A 17,013-nucleotide genomic window follows, 5' to 3' on the forward strand; every position below is an offset into this window, starting at 1 on the left:
GCGTACTTCGTTAGGGGTTACTGGGTTGGTTCACCAACTGGTAGCCGGGAATATTGGCTCGCAGCGCATCCAGCGGATTGGAGCCGAGACGGGTCAGGCCGTTCAATTCCAGCTGGAAGAAGAGCGAGGTGGTGGCCGCGGTGGTCGCGGTCGGCGTGCGCTGGCCGACCACGCGGAATATCCAGCAGTCGGCCTTGTATTCGAGGCCCAGCAGGCCTTCTGCAACCTTGCTGTCCGGCAGCGAATAGTTGACGCGCGCCACGCCGTACCAGCGGCTGGAGATCGGCCATTGGCCGGAAAGATCGACCTGTTCCAGGTTGTTGACACGGTCGCGGCGATACTTGAGATTGAGCACCTGCCGCGGCGCCGGATGCCACTGCACGCCGTAATTGGCGCGGCTGATGGAGTCGAGCGTCTGGCTGTACTGTATGTTGGTGTCGACGCTGACGCTCTGGGACACGCGCCCGTAGATCGACACCAGCAAGTCGGACCGGCTTTCATTGCGGGTGGTGCCCAGGGTCACGCGCTGCTCGTCGAGATAGAAGCGCTGGCCCACGGCAAAGCGGATGCGCTCCGCTCCGGAAGGTTCGATGTAGCGCGAGATCAGCGCCGCGGTGACTTCGTTGGCGTCGCTGATACGGTCATTGCCGATGAAACGGTTTTCGCTGAACAGCTGGGCGAAGCTGAGGTCCGCCTCGGCCGTGTCGAACAGGGGGAATGCGCTCTGGTCGCGGTAGGGCGTGTACACGTAGAACAGGCGCGGCTCCAGCGTCTGGGTCATGCTGTTGCCGAGGAATTTTGCATCGCGTTCGAACACCATGCCGCTGTCGAGCGACACCGTGGGCAGGAAGCGCGACAGGCTGTCCCGGGCGCCGGGCGCGGGATTTTCCAGGTTGTACTTGGTGCCGTGCAGCGACAGCTTGGGCGTAATGAAATAGCCGGGCCGGATGATCGGATACGCGATCCGCGGATTGATCAGCAGGCGGTCGCCGCGCAGCAGGTCCGGGTGGTAGAAATGCGTGTATTCGGCATCCGCGTTCCAGTCGAATCCGCCGGCGACATCCTGGCGGCCGCTCTGGAAGCTGATCTGCGGAAGGCGATCGTAAGGCCGCGCGATAGGCACGATCGGATCCTGCAACACCTGGTAGCTCGACGCCCGCGCCGAAGCATTCCAGAAAGTGCCGCCGTAGTTCAGCGCGAAATCCCGGGGCAGGAGGCGCTGGCTGGCCGCGGTACGGGTGCGGGTGATGTCGTCCGGATACTGGTCGTCGGAAGCGCCGTTGATGTTCCAGGTATAGAACAGGTTGGGCGACAGCGACTGCGTATGGGTGGAGGAATACGCATAGCGCGTGGTGCGAGTGCGCCTGTCCTCGGGCAGGTATTCGACGCGTGTTTCGCCGGAATAGGATTCGCCGAGATAGCGCGCCTCCGCGCCCAGCTGCAACCCGCGCCGTGCAAACAGCCTTGGGTACAGCGTCAGGTCGCGGTTGGGTGCAATGTTGAAGTAGTACGGCACCGTCACGTCGAGGCCGCCCTTGTTGGTGGTGCCGATGGTCGGCGGCAGCACGCCGCTCTTGCGGGCGGCTGACAGCGGGAAGGACATGGCGGGCGCGGCCAGGATGGGCACGCCCTTGAAATATAAGACGGAATTGCGGGCCAGGCCTTGTTCGCGGCCGGTATCGAGATTGAGCTTGCTCGATTTCAGGTACCAGTCGGGATCGGGCGCCTCGCAGGTGCTGTAGGTGCCGTCGGTGACGGTAGCGCGGTCCTCGCCCTCGAAGTCGATGCGCGCCGCCCCGCCCTGTGCATTGTTAAGCTGCAGCCGGTAAGTCGGCTGGGTGACGTAACCTTCCTGGGCCTCCATCCGAAAGCGCATTTCGTCGCCGGTGTACGTATCGCCGTAGCGCCGCAGGCGGATATTGCCCGATGCCTCGATCTCGTCCTCGACCACGCGGTAGGTGGCGCGGTCGGCATTGACCGTGGTCGGGCCGCGGATGATTTCGACATCGCGCTCGAGGATCACTTCCCGGTCAGGCCTGCCGCTCATCTGTTCGGCGCTCACGGTGGCCGGCGCATTTTTTTCATCTGCCGCGGCTGCCTGGCTGGTCGCCTGGGCCGATGCGAGCGAGGGCGTTGCGGCAACGGCAATGGTGGCGGCCAGGAGGCGGAGCAAAAGTTGCGAAGGGGGAATTGCGGGAGACCGGTTCATGAAAAGAGGGATCGGCGGGCGCTTTTTTGAGATGAATCCCTTATTATATGGGAACTCGTACCCTCCAACGGATTGTATCCGGATTGTATTCATTGCCAGGTTGTTTCATGTCTGTAAATTCCCCCTCCGATATCCGCCTTTCCGAAATAAAACAATGGCTTGCAGCATTGCCTGACACCAGGATTTCCCCCGAATCGGTCCGTCCGGCGTCTGCCGATGCCAGCTTCCGCCGCTATTTCCGCGTTGACGGCGGTGACGGCGAAACCTACATCGTGATGGATGCGCCGCCGCCCCAGGAAGACGTGCGTCCGTTCATTCATGTCGCCGAAGTCTTCGGCAAGACCGGCGCTTCCGTCCCCAAAATTCTGGCGCGCGACGTCGAGCGCGGCTATCTGCTGCTGAGCGATCTCGGCAATACCACCTACCTGCACCAGCTCAGCCACGATACCGCGCACAAGCTTTACCTCGATGCCATCGATGCCCTGGTGCTGATCCAGGCGCAGAGCAAGCCCGGCGTGCTGCCCGAATACGACCGCGCGCTGCTGCACCGGGAACTGATGCTGTTTCCCGACTGGTATGTGGGCAAGCACCTAGGCATCGCGATGACCGAGAAGCAGACCGAAACCCTGAACAAGGTGTTTGAAGCCCTGCTGGCCAACAACCTGGCGCAACCGCAGGTGTACGTGCACCGAGATTATCATTCGCGCAACCTGATGGTCACCAGCCAGGGCAATCCCGGCATCCTCGACTTCCAGGATGCGGTGTACGGACCGATCACCTACGACCTGGTCTCGCTGCTGCGCGACGCCTACATCCAGTGGGACGAGGAAATGGTGCTCGACTGGGCGATCCGCTACTGGGAAAAGGCGCGCCGCGCCGGTCTGCCGGTCAATCCGGACGTCGACGCGTTTTATCGCGACTTCGAATTCATGGGCCTGCAGCGGCATCTCAAGGTGCTCGGCATTTTCGCCCGCCTTTATCACCGCGACGGCAAGGACGGCTATCTGAAGGACCTGCCGCTGGTCATGGAATACACCCGCAAGGCCGCCGGCCGCTACAACGCGCTGGCGCCGCTGATCCGCCTGCTCGACGAACTGGAAGAAAAGGGACCGTCGGTCGGCTTTACCTTCTGACGCACCTCCGCTCCGGCCGCGGCAACAACCGATAGAATAGGCGGCATCCGGCCCGCGCAAGTGCGCCGCCCGCCGTCATCAATGCATTGAAGAAAGCCATCGAATGAAAGCCATGCTCTTCGCCGCCGGACGTGGCGAACGGATGCGTCCGCTGACCGATACCTGTCCCAAGCCGCTGCTGACGGTGCGCGGCCGGCCGCTGATCGTCTGGCACATTCTCAACCTGGTGCGCGCCGATATCCGCGACATCGTGATCAACCACGCGCATCTCGGGCACCTGATCGAGGAAGCGCTCGGCGACGGCTCGAAGTTCGGCGCCCGCATCAGCTACTCCGCCGAGGGCACGGCGCTGGAAACCGCCGGCGGCATCGCCAAGGCGCGCCACCTGCTCGGCGACGAACCCTTCGTCGCCATCGCTGCCGACATCTATTGCCCGCACTTCGATTTCGAACAGGTCAAGGAAGCGCTGCAGGACAAGGACATGTGGGGCAACCCGCATCCGGCCGACAAGCGCGACGCGGCCTGGCTCTATCTGGTGAAGAATCCGGCGCACAATCCCAAGGGCGACTTCGCGCTCAACAGTTTCTCGATCGCCAATGAAGGCGATCCGAAATACACGTTTTCCGGCATCGGCGTCTACCGCACCGAAATCTTCGACTCGGTCGAGCCGGGGCAGGCCGCCAAGCTGGCACCCATCCTGCGCGAATACGCGTCGCGCGGCCAGGTGGGCGGCGAGGTGTACCGCGGCGACTGGACCGATGTCGGCACGCCGGAACGGCTGGCGCAACTCAACGGGGAAAGGACAACATGAATACCTACGCAGCACGTCGCGCCGCACTGTTGGCGCAGATGCGGGCCAAGGGCGGCGGCGTCGCCGTCATCCCGACCGCGCCCGAAGTCATGCGCAACCGCGATGCCGACTATCCCTACCGGCACGACAGCTACTTCTACTATCTGTCCGGCTTCACCGAGCCGGAAGCGGTGATCGTGCTGGTGGCCGGCGCCAAGGGGCAGAAGGATCAAAGCATCCTGTTCTGCCGCGAAAAGAATCTCGAACGCGAGATCTGGGACGGCTACCGCTACGGCCCGGAAGCCGCCCGCGAAACCTTCGGCTTCGACGCTGCCCATCCGATCTCCGCGCTCGATGCCGAACTGCCCAAGCTGATGGCCAATGCACCAGCAATGTTCTACGCGCTCGGCAGCGACAGCAAGCTCGACGCCCAGGTGCAGCAGTGGCTGCAGGCGGTGCGCATGCAGGCGCGCGCCGGCGTCACCCCGCCGACCGCCGCGCATGACGTGCGGGTGCTGCTCGACGACATGCGGCTGTTCAAGGATGCGGAAGAAATCGCCATCATGAAGAAGGCCGCCGCGATTTCCGCCGAAGCCCATCGGCGCGCGATGCAGATCTCGCGCCCGGGCCTGCGCGAATACCATCTCGAAGCCGAACTGCTGCATGAATTCCGCCGCAACGGTTCCCAGTTTCCCGCCTACGGCTCCATCGTCGCCACCGGCGCCAATGCCTGCGTGCTGCACTACCGCGCCAGCGATGCCGAACTCAAGGACGGCGACCTGGTGCTGATCGACGCCGGCTGCGAACTCGACAGCTATGCCTCCGACATCACGCGCACCTTCCCCGCCAACGGCAGGTTCAGCGCGCCGCAGCAGGAATTGTATGAACTGGTGCTGGCCGCCCAGGAGGCCGCCGTTGCGGTGACCCGGCCGGGCATGCGCTTCATGGATGGTCACGACGCCGCCGTGAAGGTGCTGGCGCAGGGCATGCTGGACACCGGCCTGCTCGACAGGAACAAGGTCGGCTCGCTGGACGATGTGATCGCCAAGAATGCCTACAACCAGTTCTACATGCACCGCACCGGCCACTGGCTGGGCATGGACGTGCACGACGTCGGCGACTACCGCGATCCCGCCGCGCCCGACGGCAGCAAGCCGTGGCGCACGCTGCAGCCCGGCATGGTGCTGACCATCGAGCCCGGCATCTATGTCCGCCCCGACCCGGCCGTGCCGGAAAAATACTGGAACATCGGCATCCGCATCGAAGACGATGCCTTGGTGACCGAAGGCGGCTGCGAACTGATCACCGCCGCCGCGCCCAAGACCGTGGCCGAGATCGAAGCGGTGATGAAGCGCTGACGAAGCGTAGCCATCCCGCGCCGGACACAAGAGACGATCGATGACGACAAGCGATTACGACATTGCCATCTGCGGCGCCGGCCCGGTCGGGCTGACGCTGGCCCTGCAGCTGGTCCGCCGTGGCGTGCCTTCGCAGCGCATCGCGCTGATCGATGCCAAGACCGCCGGGCAGGCCGCCGCCGATCCGCGTTCCATCGCCCTCTCCTACGGCAGCCGGCAGATCCTCGATGAGGTCGGCTGCTGGCCGGTCGCCGCCGATCCCATCCATCAGATCCATGTCTCGCGGCGCGGGCATTTCGGCCGCACGCTGATCGAGCGCGACGCCTACGGCCTGCCGGCGCTCGGCTATGTCGCCCGTTACGGCACGCTGGTGTCCTCGCTCGCCAAGGCGGCAGGCAGCGCCGGCATCGCATCGCTGCGGCCGATGCACGTGTCGTCCGCGACCGAACGCGCCGACGAAGTCGAACTGCTGTTCGCCGAAGGCCGTTCGATCACCGCCGGCATCATGGTGCAGGCCGAGGGCGGCGTATTTTCCGAGCAGGCGGCGAAAAGCATGCGGCGCGATTATGACCAGACTGCGCTGATCGCTCATGTAAGCTCGACCGCCCCGGTCGCCCACCGCGCTTTCGAGCGCTTCACCGACGAGGGTCCGCTGGCGCTGCTGCCGCAGGAAGACGGCTATGCGATGGTATGGTGCGTGCGGCCGTCGACGGCCGCTCGCCTGCAGGCCTTGCCGGATGCCGGCTTCCTCGCCGAACTCGGCAATGCCTTCGGCACCCGCGTCGGCCAGTTCGTCAATGTGTCTCCGCGCGCCGCCTATCCGCTCGGCCTCAACGCCCATCCCGCCGCCGCCGCGCGCACGGTCGCCATTGGCAATGCGGCGCAGACGCTGCATCCGGTGGCCGGCCAAGGCCTCAATCTCGGCATGCGCGACGCCGTGGTGCTGGCGCGGCTTCTCGCGGCCGACCTGTCCTCGTCGGCGCTGCGGCGCTTCGCCGCCGAACGGCAAGCCGATCGCAGCCTTACCATCCGCCTCACCGATGCGATGGCCCGCCTGTTCGCCAACACCGGCGGCGGCACGCTTTCGCAGGGAGTGCTCGGCTTGTCGCTGGGCCTCATCGACCTGGTCGATCCTGCCAAGAAGCTACTCGCGGAGCAGATGATGTTCGGGCGCCGACTGTAACCCCCCGCCGCCTTCCGGCATCGGATAGCAGGCAGCGGAAAAACAAAACCCCCGGACCAGCCGGGGGTTTTGTTTTTCTAACACGCGGAATCGATCACGTCGGAGCGAGCGCTCAAGCCGTCTTCAATGCGCCGAGCACCTCGTCGAGCATTTTCTTCGCATCGCCGAACAGCATCCGGTTGTTGTCCTTGTAGAACAGCGGATTGTCCACGCCCGCATAGCCGGAGGCCATGCTGCGCTTCATGACGATGGATGTCTTTGCCTTCCAGACTTCAAGCACCGGCATGCCGGCGATCGGGCTGTCCGGATCGTCCTGCGCCGCCGGGTTGACGATGTCGTTGGCGCCGATGACCATCGCCACGTCGGTATCGGCGAAGTCTTCGTTGAGCTCGTCCATTTCCATCACGATGTCGTAAGGCACCTTGGCTTCGGCCAGCAGCACGTTCATGTGGCCGGGCATGCGGCCCGCCACCGGGTGAATGCCGAAGCGCACGTTGACGCCTTTCTCGCGCAGCAGCCGGGTGATCTCGTACACGGTGTGCTGGGCCTGCGCGACCGCCATGCCGTAGCCCGGCACGATGATCACGTTCTTCGCATCGCGCAGCATCTCCGCGGTTTCGACGGCATTGACCGGCACCACCTCGCCCTCGGGCTGCGCCGCCGCGCCGCCCACCGGCTTGGCCTTGCCGGTGTCGCCGCCGAAGCCGCCGGCAATCACGCTGAAGAAGTTGCGGTTCATCGCCCGGCACATGATGTAGGACAGGATGGCGCCGCTGGAGCCGACCAGCGCGCCGGTCACGATCAGCAGGTCGTTCGACAGCATGAAGCCGGTCGCCGCCGCAGCCCAGCCGGAATAGCTGTTGAGCATGGAGACCACCACCGGCATGTCTGCGCCGCCGATGGCCATCACCATGTGGATGCCGAACAGCAGCGCGATCACCGTCATGATGATCAGGGGCATCATGCCTTCCTCGATCGAGCCGGCACGCACGAACTGCACCCCGAACCAGATCACGAGCAGGAGGCCGATCAGGTTCAGGATGTGGCGTCCCGGCAGCAGCAGCGGCTTGCCGCCGATGCGCGCCGACAGCTTGCCGAAGGCGATGATGGAGCCGGAGAAGGTGACCGCGCCGATCAGCACGCCGATGTAGATCTCCACTTCATGGATTACCTTTTCGGCGCCGCTGAAGTTGGCCGAGGCGGCCGGGTCGATGAAGCTGGCATAGCCGACCAGCGTCGCGGCGAGGCCGACCAGGCTGTGCATCAGCGCCACCAGTTCCGGCATTTGCGTCATCTGCACGGTGCGCGCCGCGTAGAGGCCGATCGCCGCGCCGACCACCATCGCGCCGACGATCCAGGGAATGCCGGCGGCGGTCACGTAGGGTCCGAATACCGTGGCCAGCACCGCCAGCGCCATGCCGATCATGCCGTACAGGTTGCCGCGACGCGAGGTTTCCGGATTGGACAGGCCCCCGAGACTCAGGATGAACAGAATGGCCGCGCCAAGGTAAGCGACTGTTGTGAGACTTTCAGACATTGACCGCTCCCTTATTTACGGAACATCGCCAGCATGCGGCGGGTGACGGCAAAGCCGCCGAACATGTTGATGGTGGTCAGCACGATGCCGATCACGGCCAGCCAGCGGATCCAGTCGCCCGGGCGCTCGACGCCAGTCGCCAGCGGCGGCGCGATCTGCACCAGCGCTCCGATGGCGATGATGCTGGAAATCGCATTGGTGACGCTCATCAGCGGCGTATGCAGCGCGGGAGTGACGTTCCAGACCACCATGTAGCCGACGAAACAGGCCAGCACGAAGACGGTGAAGTGGCCGAGGAAGGCTGGCGGCGCATAGGCGCCGATCAGCCAGAACAGCAGGGCGGCAATGCCAAACACCACGGCGAGCCGTGCGCCTGACGCGGGCGCGCTGGGTGCGCCGTGCCCGTGCGACTTGGCCTGCGGCACGGCGGCCGGCTTGGCCGCCGCGGCGGGCGCCGCCGACAGCTTGGGCGGCGGCGGCGGCCAGGTGATGCTGCCTTCCTTGATCACGGTGGTGCCGCGGATGACTTCATCGTCCATGTTGACGTTGATGGTGCCGTCCTTGTTCTTGCACAATTCTTCGGTCAGGCGCAGGAGGTTGGTCGCGTACAGGGTGCTGGACTGCTTCGACAGGCGGCTCGGCAGGTCGGCATAACCGATGATGGTGACGCCGTGCCTGACCACGACCTGGCCGGGCTCGGTCAGTTCGCAGTTGCCACCCTGTTCGGAGGCGAGATCGACGATCACGCTGCCCGGGCGCATGGACTGCACCATTTCGGCGGTGATCAGCTTGGGCGCGGGCTTGCCCGGAATGAGCGCGGTGGTGATGATGATGTCGACGTCCTTCGCCTGCTTGGCGAAGGTGTCGCGCTGGGCCTTCTGGAAGCCTTCGCTCATGACCTTGGCGTAGCCGCCGACGCCGGCACCTTCCTCGATATAGTCGACGCCGACGAACTCCCCGCCCATCGACTTGACCTGGTCCGCCACTTCCGGACGGGTGTCGTTGGCGCGCACGATGGCGCCGAGGCCTGATGCTGCGCCGATGGCTGCCAGGCCGGCAACGCCGGCACCGATCACGAACACCTTGGCCGGCGGCACCTTGCCGGCGGCCGTGATCTGGCCGGTAAAGAAGCGTCCGAAATGATGAGCCGCCTCGATCACCGCGCGGTAGCCGGCGATGTTGGCCATGGAGCTCAGCGCATCCATCTTCTGCGCGCGCGACATGCGGGGCACGCTGTCCATCGCGAGCACGGTCACGCGTCTGGCTGCCAGCTGCTGCATCAATTCCGGGTTCTGCGCCGGCCAGATGAAGCTGACCAGGGTGCTGCCTTCGCGGATCAGGCCGACTTCCCCGGGTGTCGGACCGCGCACCTTGAAGACGATGTCGGAAGACGACCACAGGTTGGCCGCCCCTTCAACGATCTGCGCGCCGGCGGCCCGGTATGCATCATCGCTGAAGTTTGCGGCATCGCCCGCACCGGACTCGACCGTTACCGAAAAACCGAGCTTGATCAGTTTTTCGACGACATCGGGTACCGTGGCAACGCGCTTTTCGCCCGGAAATACTTCCCGGGGGACGCCAATGACTAGAGACATACGCTTCCCCTTCGTGTTGAATATTTGAAATCCGCAATCCGAAACAGGCCCGCCGTGCCGATGCACCCGGCATGTTGCAGCAAAGTCATTACAGTTGATTAAGACTTACACCGATCTTACACGCAATCCAAAAATTAGCACAACCGTTCTTTTTTGTGGTTTTCTTCGAAAAACTCCAGAATTCCCGAATTTTGTAGGTTTTCGGTGCTTGTCTGCAGCTTGATCCGCATACCGATCACAAAGCGAATGTAGCAGCTTTCCATGCCATTTTTACACTTCCGAAAACCGTTGCGCAAAATCAATATCGTATTCCATGGGAAAGCGATCATTCCGCCAATCAACAACCTGCACGGCTGCATCCTTGCCGCTGAGCGAGGCATCGTCGCGGCTTGCGAGGTAAAATGTCGCCCTTCTCAAGGAATACCATGTCTGAAGTCTGGAAACCCTCCGTTACCGTTGCCGCGGTCGTCGAACGCGACGGCCAGTTCCTGCTGGTCGAAGAAGAAACCAGCGACGGCATCCGCTTCAACCAGCCGGCCGGCCATCTCGATCCGAACGAATCGCTGATCGAGGCGGTGGCGCGCGAAACGATGGAAGAAACCGCGCACGAATTCGCAGCCACGGCAATGGTCGGCATGTACATGACGCGCTATCTGTCGTCCCGCACCAACAAGGAAGTGACCTATCTGCGCTTCGCCTTCTGCGGCAAGGTCGGCGCGCGGCATGAACGCCCGCTCGACGAAGGCATCCTGCGCGCGGTATGGATGACGCGCGAGGAAATGCTGGCTTGCGAAAGCAAGCATCGCAGCCCGCTGGTCATGCGCTGCGTCGACGACTATCTCGCGGGACAGCGCGCGCCGCTGTCGCTGATCTATACCCATCCCAGCGTAATCGGAGCATTCAGTGGCTAGGAAGCGCGTCGTGATCGGCATGTCGGGCGGCGTCGATTCGTCGGTGTCGGCCTGGCTGCTGAAGGAACAAGGATATGAAGTCATCGGCCTGTTCATGAAGAACTGGGAAGACGATGACGATTCCGAGTACTGCTCGACCCGGCAGGACTGGATCGATGCCGCCAGCGTGGCTGACGTGGTGGGCGTCGATATCGAAGCGGTCAACTTCGCGTCCGAATACAAGGACCGGGTATTCGCCGAATTCCTGCGCGAATACCAGGCCGGGCGCACGCCCAACCCGGACGTGCTGTGCAATGCCGAGATCAAGTTCAAGGCCTTTCTCGATCATGCGATGAAACTCGGCGCCGACCTGATCGCCACCGGGCACTATGCGCGTGTGCAGCAGGCCGGAAACGGACGCTTCGAACTCCTGAAGGCGCTCGATGCCAGCAAGGACCAGAGCTATTTCCTGCATCGGCTGAACCAGGCGCAGCTGTCGAAAACCCTGTTCCCGCTGGGCGAGATTCCCAAGACCGAAGTGCGCAAGATCGCCGAGAAGATCGGCCTGCCGAATGCGAAGAAAAAGGATTCCACAGGCATCTGCTTCATTGGCGAGCGGCCGTTCCGGGAATTCCTGAACCGTTACCTGTCCTACAAGCCCGGGCCGATGATGACACCTGACGGCACCGTAGTCGGCGAGCATGTCGGCCTGAGCTTCTATACGCTCGGCCAGCGCAAGGGCATCGGCCTGGGCGGCATCAAGTCCTTCCAGAACGCCGAAGGCAGCAGCGATGCCTGGTACGTGGCGAAGAAGGATGTGACCAATAACGTGCTGTATGTCGTGCAGGGGCATGATCACCCCTGGCTGCTGTCGGCTGCGCTGGAGTCGGCCCAGGCCAGCTGGATTGCCGGCGAACCGCCGGGCATCGAGCAGCTTGCCGCGAAGACCCGCTATCGGCAGGCGGATGTGCCCTGCTCGATCGCGGTCAGCGATGCGGAACGGTTCGCGCTGAACTTCGAATCGCCGCAATGGGCGGTCACGCCCGGCCAGTCCGCGGTTCTGTATGACGGCGATGTCTGCCTGGGCGGCGGCATCATCAATTCCGCGATCGCCTGATTCTCTTCCCCATGGAGCTTCGTGCTCCATGGCTGCCCTCCCTCTGCATTTCATCCTTCTCTAGTCCGCAAAACGGCGGTGGGCGCTGCCCGTGGCCGTTGTCTTTTCTTTGCTGCCGCCGAAATGCCGAAGCTTGGCCTGATACCAATCCCAAGTCATTCCATGACATGAGATCGCGTCTTTTTTCCCATGCCAGCTGCCCGGTAAATCCTTGAATTTGCTGGAAAAATTTCCCTGCATCAAGAAAAGTGTTGCCTTTTTCAGGCTTTCCCACACTGAAGTCAAGGCTTCATAGAAAAACCCTTGCAATCCCGATTGAATTGGCCAATAATCGAAATAAGAATAGTTCGCATTTACATAGGGACAAGATCATGAACCATCTCACGCAACAGAAGGAAGCCGTGGCGTCCGGGACCGATCCTGACCCGGTCACGCAAGTCACGAGGATCAAGAGCGAAGACCTGCTGCAGCAGCAGCGGGAAGTCGAAATCGATCATCACGGCAGGATTTACCGGCTGAGGCTGACACAGCTTAACAAGCTGATCCTGACGGCATAAGCAGCAAGCCAATGTCAGGGCGCTAACGCTTAGCATGAACTCCAGCCAGCCAGCCGATCGCGGATCGTACGGTAGCCAGCAAACAACGAAGGAAAGGAATGTCTGATGGCAACTGAAACAATCGATCCCCTGCTCTTCGAACCGGCTAGCGTGCCGGCCCAACCCGAACTGCTGGTCTCCGCAGTGCTGCACCTGATGTCGCACTACACGGCCAACAGCCAGGAGTCGCGGGCATGCACCAAGCTGGCCTCCGTGATCGAACGGCATCTGAAGGCACTGGCCGACCTGCCGGAACTGGCCCCCGTATTGCGGGCAACCTGCCAGCAGCTGTCGGAGCAATGGGCACTGGTCGTCGAACGCACGATGGCATCGACGGCGCAGCGCCAGAACCGCTTTCTCCGCCTGGTAACGGGCAACCGGGCAAATTGACGGCGCGGATCGCGCAGGTCGATTTTCCCAAGCAGCACTGAAGCATGACGGGGTTCGCCGCCCCGTCCGCAAGAAACCGAAAGACAACCAACTGGAAGACAACCACAAGGTGTACGAATGATCGTTTGCGTTTGCCACAATGTTTCTGAACGAAAGATCCAGCAAGCCGTCGACAAGGGCTTGACCACGATGCCGCAGCTGCGCGAACAGCTCGGCGTTGGCACCTGCTGCGGCAAATGCCACTCCTGCGCAAAAACCGTCCTGCGCGAATGTCTCGAGGAGCGCGAGCTGGAAGCGCAGCCGGTCATGTTCCGCCCGGCGTTCGCCGCCTGACATACCAGGCCAGGCGAGACACAGTCCTGCGGTCCTGCCGTCCGGACCTCCTACCAGCCATCGGCACGGCAGCGTCCGGCGCCACCCGGATCTCCCGATCGAGCCCCAAAGCGGGCTCGATCGAGCGTGCCGGTTTCCCCTCGCTTCTCCGACCTCCTCTTTCTACCTCTTCGATCCCCCTTGCTTGACGGCATGAGATAGCATCGCGCATTCGAATGCTGTTCGAAGTGCGAATGATTAGCGCTAACGAAATGCAGGGCAAATGCAGGCGATGGATGGAAAAAACAATATCGTGCGTTATCATGCGTGTACTTCCCGGGATGACTGGCAGCGGCAGGTCCATCCCTTTACGACACGAATCCAGAGGACCCCATGAAAGGTGACCCCAATATCATCAGACTGCTTAATGCGCAGCTGACCAATGAACTCACCGCGATCAACCAGTATTTCCTGCATGCCCGCATGTACAGGCACTGGGGTTTCGAGAAGCTCGGCAAGAAAGAGTACGAAGAATCCATCGGCGAAATGAAGCATGCCGACAATCTGATCAACCGCATCCTGATGCTCGACGGCTTGCCCAACCTGCAGGCGCTGCACAAGCTGATGATCGGCGAGTCGACACCGGAAATGCTGGAATGCGACCTCAAGCTGGAACAGGTGTCGCAGCAAACGGTGAAGGATGGAATCAAGGCATGCGAAGCGGCGGGCGACTTCATCTCGCGCGAAATCCTGGTCGAGATTCTCGATGACACGGAAGAGCACATCGAATGGCTCGAGACCCAGCTCGATCTGATCAACAAGATCGGCCTGCAGAATTACCTGCAATCGCAAATGGGCGAGTAAGCCGTCGTCGTGCGAACAAAAGAAAAGGGCAGTCTCGATGACTGCCCTTTTTCATTGCTCATTGCCGGCAAGGCTTGCACAGCCGGCTGCAAACCTCATGCCGTTACTGCGGCACCGTATCCTTGAACGACTGCCGCTCGGACAATTTGTCGAACAGCTTCGCAAGATTGGGATAGTCGCCGCGCCAGTCGATTTCCGGGAAGCGGAACGACAGCCAGCCGAGCGCGCAGCCAACCGCCACGTCCGCCAGCGAGTAATGGGTGCCGGTGCAGAACGGAGTGTCCTTGAGGCCGGCAGACATGGCCTTCAATCCGGCGTGAACCTTGTCCATCTGGCGCTTGATCCATTCCTCGCTCTGCTGCGCCTCGGGACGCAGGGTGCGCTCAAGGCGCACGGTCACCCCGGCGTCGAGCACGCCGTCGGCCAGCGCTTCCCAGCACTTGACCTCGGCGCGTTCGCGTCCATTGGGCGGAATCAGCTTGCAGACTGGAGTCAGCGTATCGAGATACTCGACGATCACGCGCGAATCGAACATCGCGCCGCCGTCCTCCATTACCAGGCAAGGTACTTTTCCGAGCGGATTGGACTGCATGATCCTGGTGTCGGGCGCCCAGACGTTTTCCAGGACGAGTTCGTAGTCGAGCTTCTTTTCCGCCATCACGACACGGACCTTGCGAACGTAGGGGCTGGCGGTGGAACCGATGAGTTTCATAGATGCATATGGTATGAAGTGGGCACGATTATAACATTGAGCAAACTCACGGAATCCGCCGGAGCCGCGGCTAAGGGCATTCCGCCGGCCGCGCTTTGGCGCCGGACGGGAATGGTAAAATGCCGGATTCCGCTGGTTTGGCGCATCATTGTCTTCGATTGCGCGCACTTTTACTCACTTCTCCGCATTTCATATCATGTCGCTTTCCGCTCTCTCCGCCCTCTCCCCGTTGGACGGCCGCTACGCCGCCAAGACCGACAAGCTGCGTCCCATCCTGTCCGAAGCCGGCTTCATGCATCATCGCGTGAAGGTGGAAATTGCATGGCTGCAGGCGCTGTCGCAAGCGGGATTCGCGGAAATCAAGCCGTTTTCGGCCTCGGCCAATGCGCTGCTGGACAAACTCGCCAGCGAATTCAGCGAAAGCGACGCCGAGCGCATCAAGGCTATCGAAGCTGTCACCAACCATGACGTGAAGGCGGTCGAGTACTGGCTCAAGGAAAAGGTCGCCGGCGTGCCGGAACTGGTCGCCGCGAGCGAATTCATTCATTTCGCCTGCACCTCCGAAGACATCAACAATACCTCGCACGGCATGATGCTCAAGGCGGCCCGCAACGATGTGCTGCTGCCTTCGCTGCGCGCGGTGATCGCAAGGCTGACCGATCTGGCGCACGAGAACGCCGCCCTGCCGATGCTGTCGCGCACCCATGGCCAGCCGGCCAGCCCGACCACGCTCGGCAAGGAAATCGCCAACGTCGTGGCCCGCCTCAAGCGCGCGGAGCAGCGCATCGCCGGCGTCGAACTGCTGGGCAAGATGAACGGCGCGGTCGGCAACTACAATGCCCACCTGTCCGCCTATCCGGAATTCGACTGGGAAAACTTCTCGAAGAACGTAATCGAGCAGCGCCTCGGCCTGACCTTCAATCCCTACACTATCCAGATCGAGCCGCACGACTACATGGCCGAGATGTTCGATGCGATCGCCCGCGCCAACACCATCCTGCTCGACCTGAACCGCGATATCTGGGGCTACATCTCGCTCGGCTATTTCAAGCAGCGCACGAAGGCGGGGGAAATCGGATCGTCGACCATGCCGCACAAGGTCAACCCGATCGACTTCGAAAACTCCGAAGGCAACCTCGGCCTGGCCAATGCGGTGCTCAAGCACCTGTCGGAAAAGCTGCCGGTCTCGCGCTGGCAGCGCGACCTGACCGACTCGACCGTGCTGCGCAACATCGGCGTGGCCTTCGGCTACGCGGTGCTGGCCTACGACAGCTGCCTGCGCGGCCTCAACAAGCTCGAGGTCAATCCCGCCCGCCTGGCGGAAGACCTGGACGCCACCTGGGAAGTGCTGGCCGAGCCGGTGCAGACGGTGATGCGCCGCTACGGCATCGAGAACCCGTACGAACAGCTGAAGGAACTCACCCGCGGCAAGGGTATTTCGCGCGACGCGCTGCGGGAATTCATCAATGGCCTGGCGATCCCGCAGGATGCCAAGGATCACCTGCTGGCGATGACGCCCGCCAACTACATTGGCCACGCCGAAAAGCTGGCGCGAGCCGTCTAGGCTACAGCCGGACCGATCAAGCGAGCCTGATCGGATGGCAGCGAAGGCACGGCATGTGCCTCCGCTGCCGTTCCACAGTACAAATCCTGCCCCTCCTTCCCCGGAAAACGGGACGCAAACGCAGGTACAAGCACGTACCGGCACTTGGCGAGCATCGAAATTTTTTGTGGTACATTTAGTTCTAACTCGAACTAATTGCAATCAGAAAAATAATGCAGCGCTACACGCTTCCCGCAATACTCATGCACTGGCTGATCGGCCTGCTCATCATCGCCGCCTTCGCTCTCGGCGTGACGATGGTCGATATTCCCGGCATCACGCCGACCAAGCTCAAGTACTTTTCCTGGCATAAGTGGCTGGGCATTACCGTGCTCGGCCTCGCCTGCTTGCGCCTGCTCTGGCGTCTCGGCCACAAGGCGCCTGCCTATCCCGCCAGCATGGCGAATTGGCAGCAGAGCGCCGCTCACGGATTGCACGGGCTGCTTTACGTGCTGATGTTCGCCATTCCGGTATCGGGTTACCTCTACAGCCTGGCGGCGGGCGTGCCGGTGGTCTACCTGGGCATCATTCCCATGCCGGCGCTGATCGAGCCGAACCCCGAGCTGAAGACCCTGCTCAAGTCCGTTCACTACTGGCTCAACATGACGCTGCTCGCGCTGTTCGTCCTGCATGTGGCGGCCGCCCTCAAGCACCAGTTCATCGACCGCGACGGCGTGCTCAAGCGCATGCTGCCCTGATGCCTACAACTCCATCAACGAGGATT

Annotated in this window: 17 protein-coding genes; 12 read left to right on the forward strand and 5 right to left on the reverse strand. The window is 62.4% G+C overall.

Going from position 1 to position 17,013, the window contains the following annotated elements; all coding sequences use genetic code 11:
• Positions 1 to 10 precede the first annotated feature (10 nt).
• On the reverse strand, positions 11 to 2,173 hold the full coding sequence (locus tag RY831_RS13720; RefSeq protein WP_326506920.1) for an LPS-assembly protein LptD: 2,163 nt from the start codon (positions 2,171 to 2,173) through the stop codon (positions 11 to 13).
• Positions 2,174 to 2,316: 143 nt separating this feature from the next.
• Here RY831_RS13720 and RY831_RS13725 point away from each other — a divergent pair, with 143 nt between their 5' ends.
• The 4 genes from RY831_RS13725 (at position 2,317) to RY831_RS13740 (ending at position 6,673) form a co-directional block, all read left to right on the forward strand.
• A complete protein-coding gene (locus tag RY831_RS13725; RefSeq protein WP_326506921.1) occupies positions 2,317 to 3,342 on the forward strand; it encodes an aminoglycoside phosphotransferase family protein in 1,026 nt (341 codons plus the stop codon).
• Between the two features lie 103 nt (positions 3,343 to 3,445).
• The gene (murU, locus tag RY831_RS13730) at positions 3,446 to 4,153 is read left to right on the forward strand and encodes an N-acetylmuramate alpha-1-phosphate uridylyltransferase MurU (RefSeq protein WP_326506922.1); all 708 of its coding nucleotides are present in this window, start codon (positions 3,446 to 3,448) and stop codon (positions 4,151 to 4,153) included.
• Positions 4,150 to 5,490 carry a Xaa-Pro aminopeptidase gene (gene pepP, locus RY831_RS13735; RefSeq protein ID WP_326506923.1) on the forward strand — a complete coding sequence of 447 codons (1,341 nt, stop codon included), beginning with the start codon at positions 4,150 to 4,152 and terminating at the stop codon, positions 5,488 to 5,490. The genes murU and pepP overlap by 4 nt, the downstream gene beginning before the upstream one ends.
• A gap of 40 nt (positions 5,491 to 5,530) precedes the next feature.
• A complete protein-coding gene (locus tag RY831_RS13740; protein ID WP_326506924.1) occupies positions 5,531 to 6,673 on the forward strand; it encodes a UbiH/UbiF/VisC/COQ6 family ubiquinone biosynthesis hydroxylase in 1,143 nt (380 codons plus the stop codon).
• 112 nt (positions 6,674 to 6,785) lie between these two features.
• Here RY831_RS13740 and pntB read toward each other — a convergent pair whose 3' ends face one another.
• Positions 6,786 to 8,210 (reverse strand): Re/Si-specific NAD(P)(+) transhydrogenase subunit beta, encoded by a 1,425-nt coding sequence (gene pntB / locus RY831_RS13745; protein WP_326506925.1) that lies wholly within the window; start codon positions 8,208 to 8,210, stop codon positions 6,786 to 6,788.
• 11 nt (positions 8,211 to 8,221) lie between these two features.
• Positions 8,222 to 9,805 carry a Re/Si-specific NAD(P)(+) transhydrogenase subunit alpha gene (locus RY831_RS13750; RefSeq protein WP_326506926.1) on the reverse strand — a complete coding sequence of 528 codons (1,584 nt, stop codon included), beginning with the start codon at positions 9,803 to 9,805 and terminating at the stop codon, positions 8,222 to 8,224.
• 425 nt (positions 9,806 to 10,230) lie between these two features.
• Between RY831_RS13750 and RY831_RS13755 the strand changes: the two genes are divergently transcribed.
• Together RY831_RS13755 and mnmA are read left to right on the forward strand one after the other, a co-directional pair.
• Positions 10,231 to 10,716, forward strand: a complete 486-nt coding sequence (locus tag RY831_RS13755) for an NUDIX hydrolase (protein WP_326506927.1) — start codon at positions 10,231 to 10,233, stop codon at positions 10,714 to 10,716.
• Entirely contained in the window at positions 10,709 to 11,812 is a 1,104-nt protein-coding gene (gene mnmA / locus RY831_RS13760) for a tRNA 2-thiouridine(34) synthase MnmA (RefSeq protein WP_326506928.1), read from the forward strand. The genes RY831_RS13755 and mnmA overlap by 8 nt, the downstream gene beginning before the upstream one ends.
• A 60-nt stretch (positions 11,813 to 11,872) precedes the next feature.
• On the opposite strand, the gene RY831_RS13765 is transcribed toward mnmA, so the two are convergent.
• Entirely contained in the window at positions 11,873 to 12,121 is a 249-nt protein-coding gene (locus tag RY831_RS13765; protein WP_326506929.1) for a hypothetical protein, read from the reverse strand.
• Positions 12,122 to 12,183: 62 nt separating this feature from the next.
• On the opposite strand from RY831_RS13765, the gene hemP reads away from it, so the two are divergent.
• The 4 genes from hemP (at position 12,184) to bfr (ending at position 13,974) form a co-directional block, all read left to right on the forward strand.
• Positions 12,184 to 12,369 (forward strand): hemin uptake protein HemP, encoded by a 186-nt coding sequence (gene hemP, locus RY831_RS13770; protein ID WP_326506930.1) that lies wholly within the window; start codon positions 12,184 to 12,186, stop codon positions 12,367 to 12,369.
• Positions 12,370 to 12,474: 105 nt separating this feature from the next.
• Positions 12,475 to 12,798, forward strand: coding sequence for a hypothetical protein (locus RY831_RS13775; RefSeq protein WP_326506931.1), 324 nt, complete (start codon positions 12,475 to 12,477; stop codon positions 12,796 to 12,798).
• 117 nt (positions 12,799 to 12,915) lie between these two features.
• A complete protein-coding gene (locus tag RY831_RS13780) occupies positions 12,916 to 13,131 on the forward strand; it encodes a (2Fe-2S)-binding protein (protein ID WP_326506932.1) in 216 nt (71 codons plus the stop codon).
• Positions 13,132 to 13,503: 372 nt separating this feature from the next.
• Positions 13,504 to 13,974, forward strand: a complete 471-nt coding sequence (bfr, locus tag RY831_RS13785; RefSeq protein WP_326506933.1) for a bacterioferritin — start codon at positions 13,504 to 13,506, stop codon at positions 13,972 to 13,974.
• Between the two features lie 103 nt (positions 13,975 to 14,077).
• On the opposite strand, the gene RY831_RS13790 is transcribed toward bfr, so the two are convergent.
• Positions 14,078 to 14,686 carry a glutathione S-transferase C-terminal domain-containing protein gene (locus RY831_RS13790; RefSeq protein ID WP_326506934.1) on the reverse strand — a complete coding sequence of 203 codons (609 nt, stop codon included), beginning with the start codon at positions 14,684 to 14,686 and terminating at the stop codon, positions 14,078 to 14,080.
• Positions 14,687 to 14,882: 196 nt separating this feature from the next.
• Between RY831_RS13790 and purB the strand changes: the two genes are divergently transcribed.
• Positions 14,883 to 16,250 carry an adenylosuccinate lyase gene (gene purB, locus RY831_RS13795; protein WP_326506935.1) on the forward strand — a complete coding sequence of 456 codons (1,368 nt, stop codon included), beginning with the start codon at positions 14,883 to 14,885 and terminating at the stop codon, positions 16,248 to 16,250.
• Positions 16,251 to 16,462: 212 nt separating this feature from the next.
• Positions 16,463 to 16,987 carry a cytochrome b gene (locus RY831_RS13800; RefSeq protein ID WP_326506936.1) on the forward strand — a complete coding sequence of 175 codons (525 nt, stop codon included), beginning with the start codon at positions 16,463 to 16,465 and terminating at the stop codon, positions 16,985 to 16,987.
• Positions 16,988 to 17,013: the final 26 nt, after the last annotated feature.

This window comes from Noviherbaspirillum album (assembly GCF_035916955.1).
Taxonomy (GTDB): domain Bacteria; phylum Pseudomonadota; class Gammaproteobacteria; order Burkholderiales; family Burkholderiaceae_D; genus Noviherbaspirillum; species Noviherbaspirillum album.

Coding starts and splice junctions, on each gene's coding strand:
- RY831_RS13740 (WP_326506924.1), top strand. CDS start 5,531: ATGACGACAAGCGATTACGACATTGCCATCTGCGGCGCCGGCCCGGTC.
- RY831_RS13800 (WP_326506936.1), top strand. CDS start 16,463: ATGCAGCGCTACACGCTTCCCGCAATACTCATGCACTGGCTGATCGGC.
- RY831_RS13775 (WP_326506931.1), top strand. CDS start 12,475: ATGGCAACTGAAACAATCGATCCCCTGCTCTTCGAACCGGCTAGCGTG.
- RY831_RS13780 (WP_326506932.1), top strand. CDS start 12,916: ATGATCGTTTGCGTTTGCCACAATGTTTCTGAACGAAAGATCCAGCAA.
- RY831_RS13790 (WP_326506934.1), bottom strand. CDS start 14,686: ATGAAACTCATCGGTTCCACCGCCAGCCCCTACGTTCGCAAGGTCCGT.
- RY831_RS13725 (WP_326506921.1), top strand. CDS start 2,317: ATGTCTGTAAATTCCCCCTCCGATATCCGCCTTTCCGAAATAAAACAA.
- murU (WP_326506922.1), top strand. CDS start 3,446: ATGAAAGCCATGCTCTTCGCCGCCGGACGTGGCGAACGGATGCGTCCG.
- purB (WP_326506935.1), top strand. CDS start 14,883: ATGTCGCTTTCCGCTCTCTCCGCCCTCTCCCCGTTGGACGGCCGCTAC.
- pepP (WP_326506923.1), top strand. CDS start 4,150: ATGAATACCTACGCAGCACGTCGCGCCGCACTGTTGGCGCAGATGCGG.
- pntB (WP_326506925.1), bottom strand. CDS start 8,210: ATGTCTGAAAGTCTCACAACAGTCGCTTACCTTGGCGCGGCCATTCTG.
- hemP (WP_326506930.1), top strand. CDS start 12,184: ATGAACCATCTCACGCAACAGAAGGAAGCCGTGGCGTCCGGGACCGAT.
- RY831_RS13755 (WP_326506927.1), top strand. CDS start 10,231: ATGTCTGAAGTCTGGAAACCCTCCGTTACCGTTGCCGCGGTCGTCGAA.
- RY831_RS13750 (WP_326506926.1), bottom strand. CDS start 9,805: ATGTCTCTAGTCATTGGCGTCCCCCGGGAAGTATTTCCGGGCGAAAAG.
- bfr (WP_326506933.1), top strand. CDS start 13,504: ATGAAAGGTGACCCCAATATCATCAGACTGCTTAATGCGCAGCTGACC.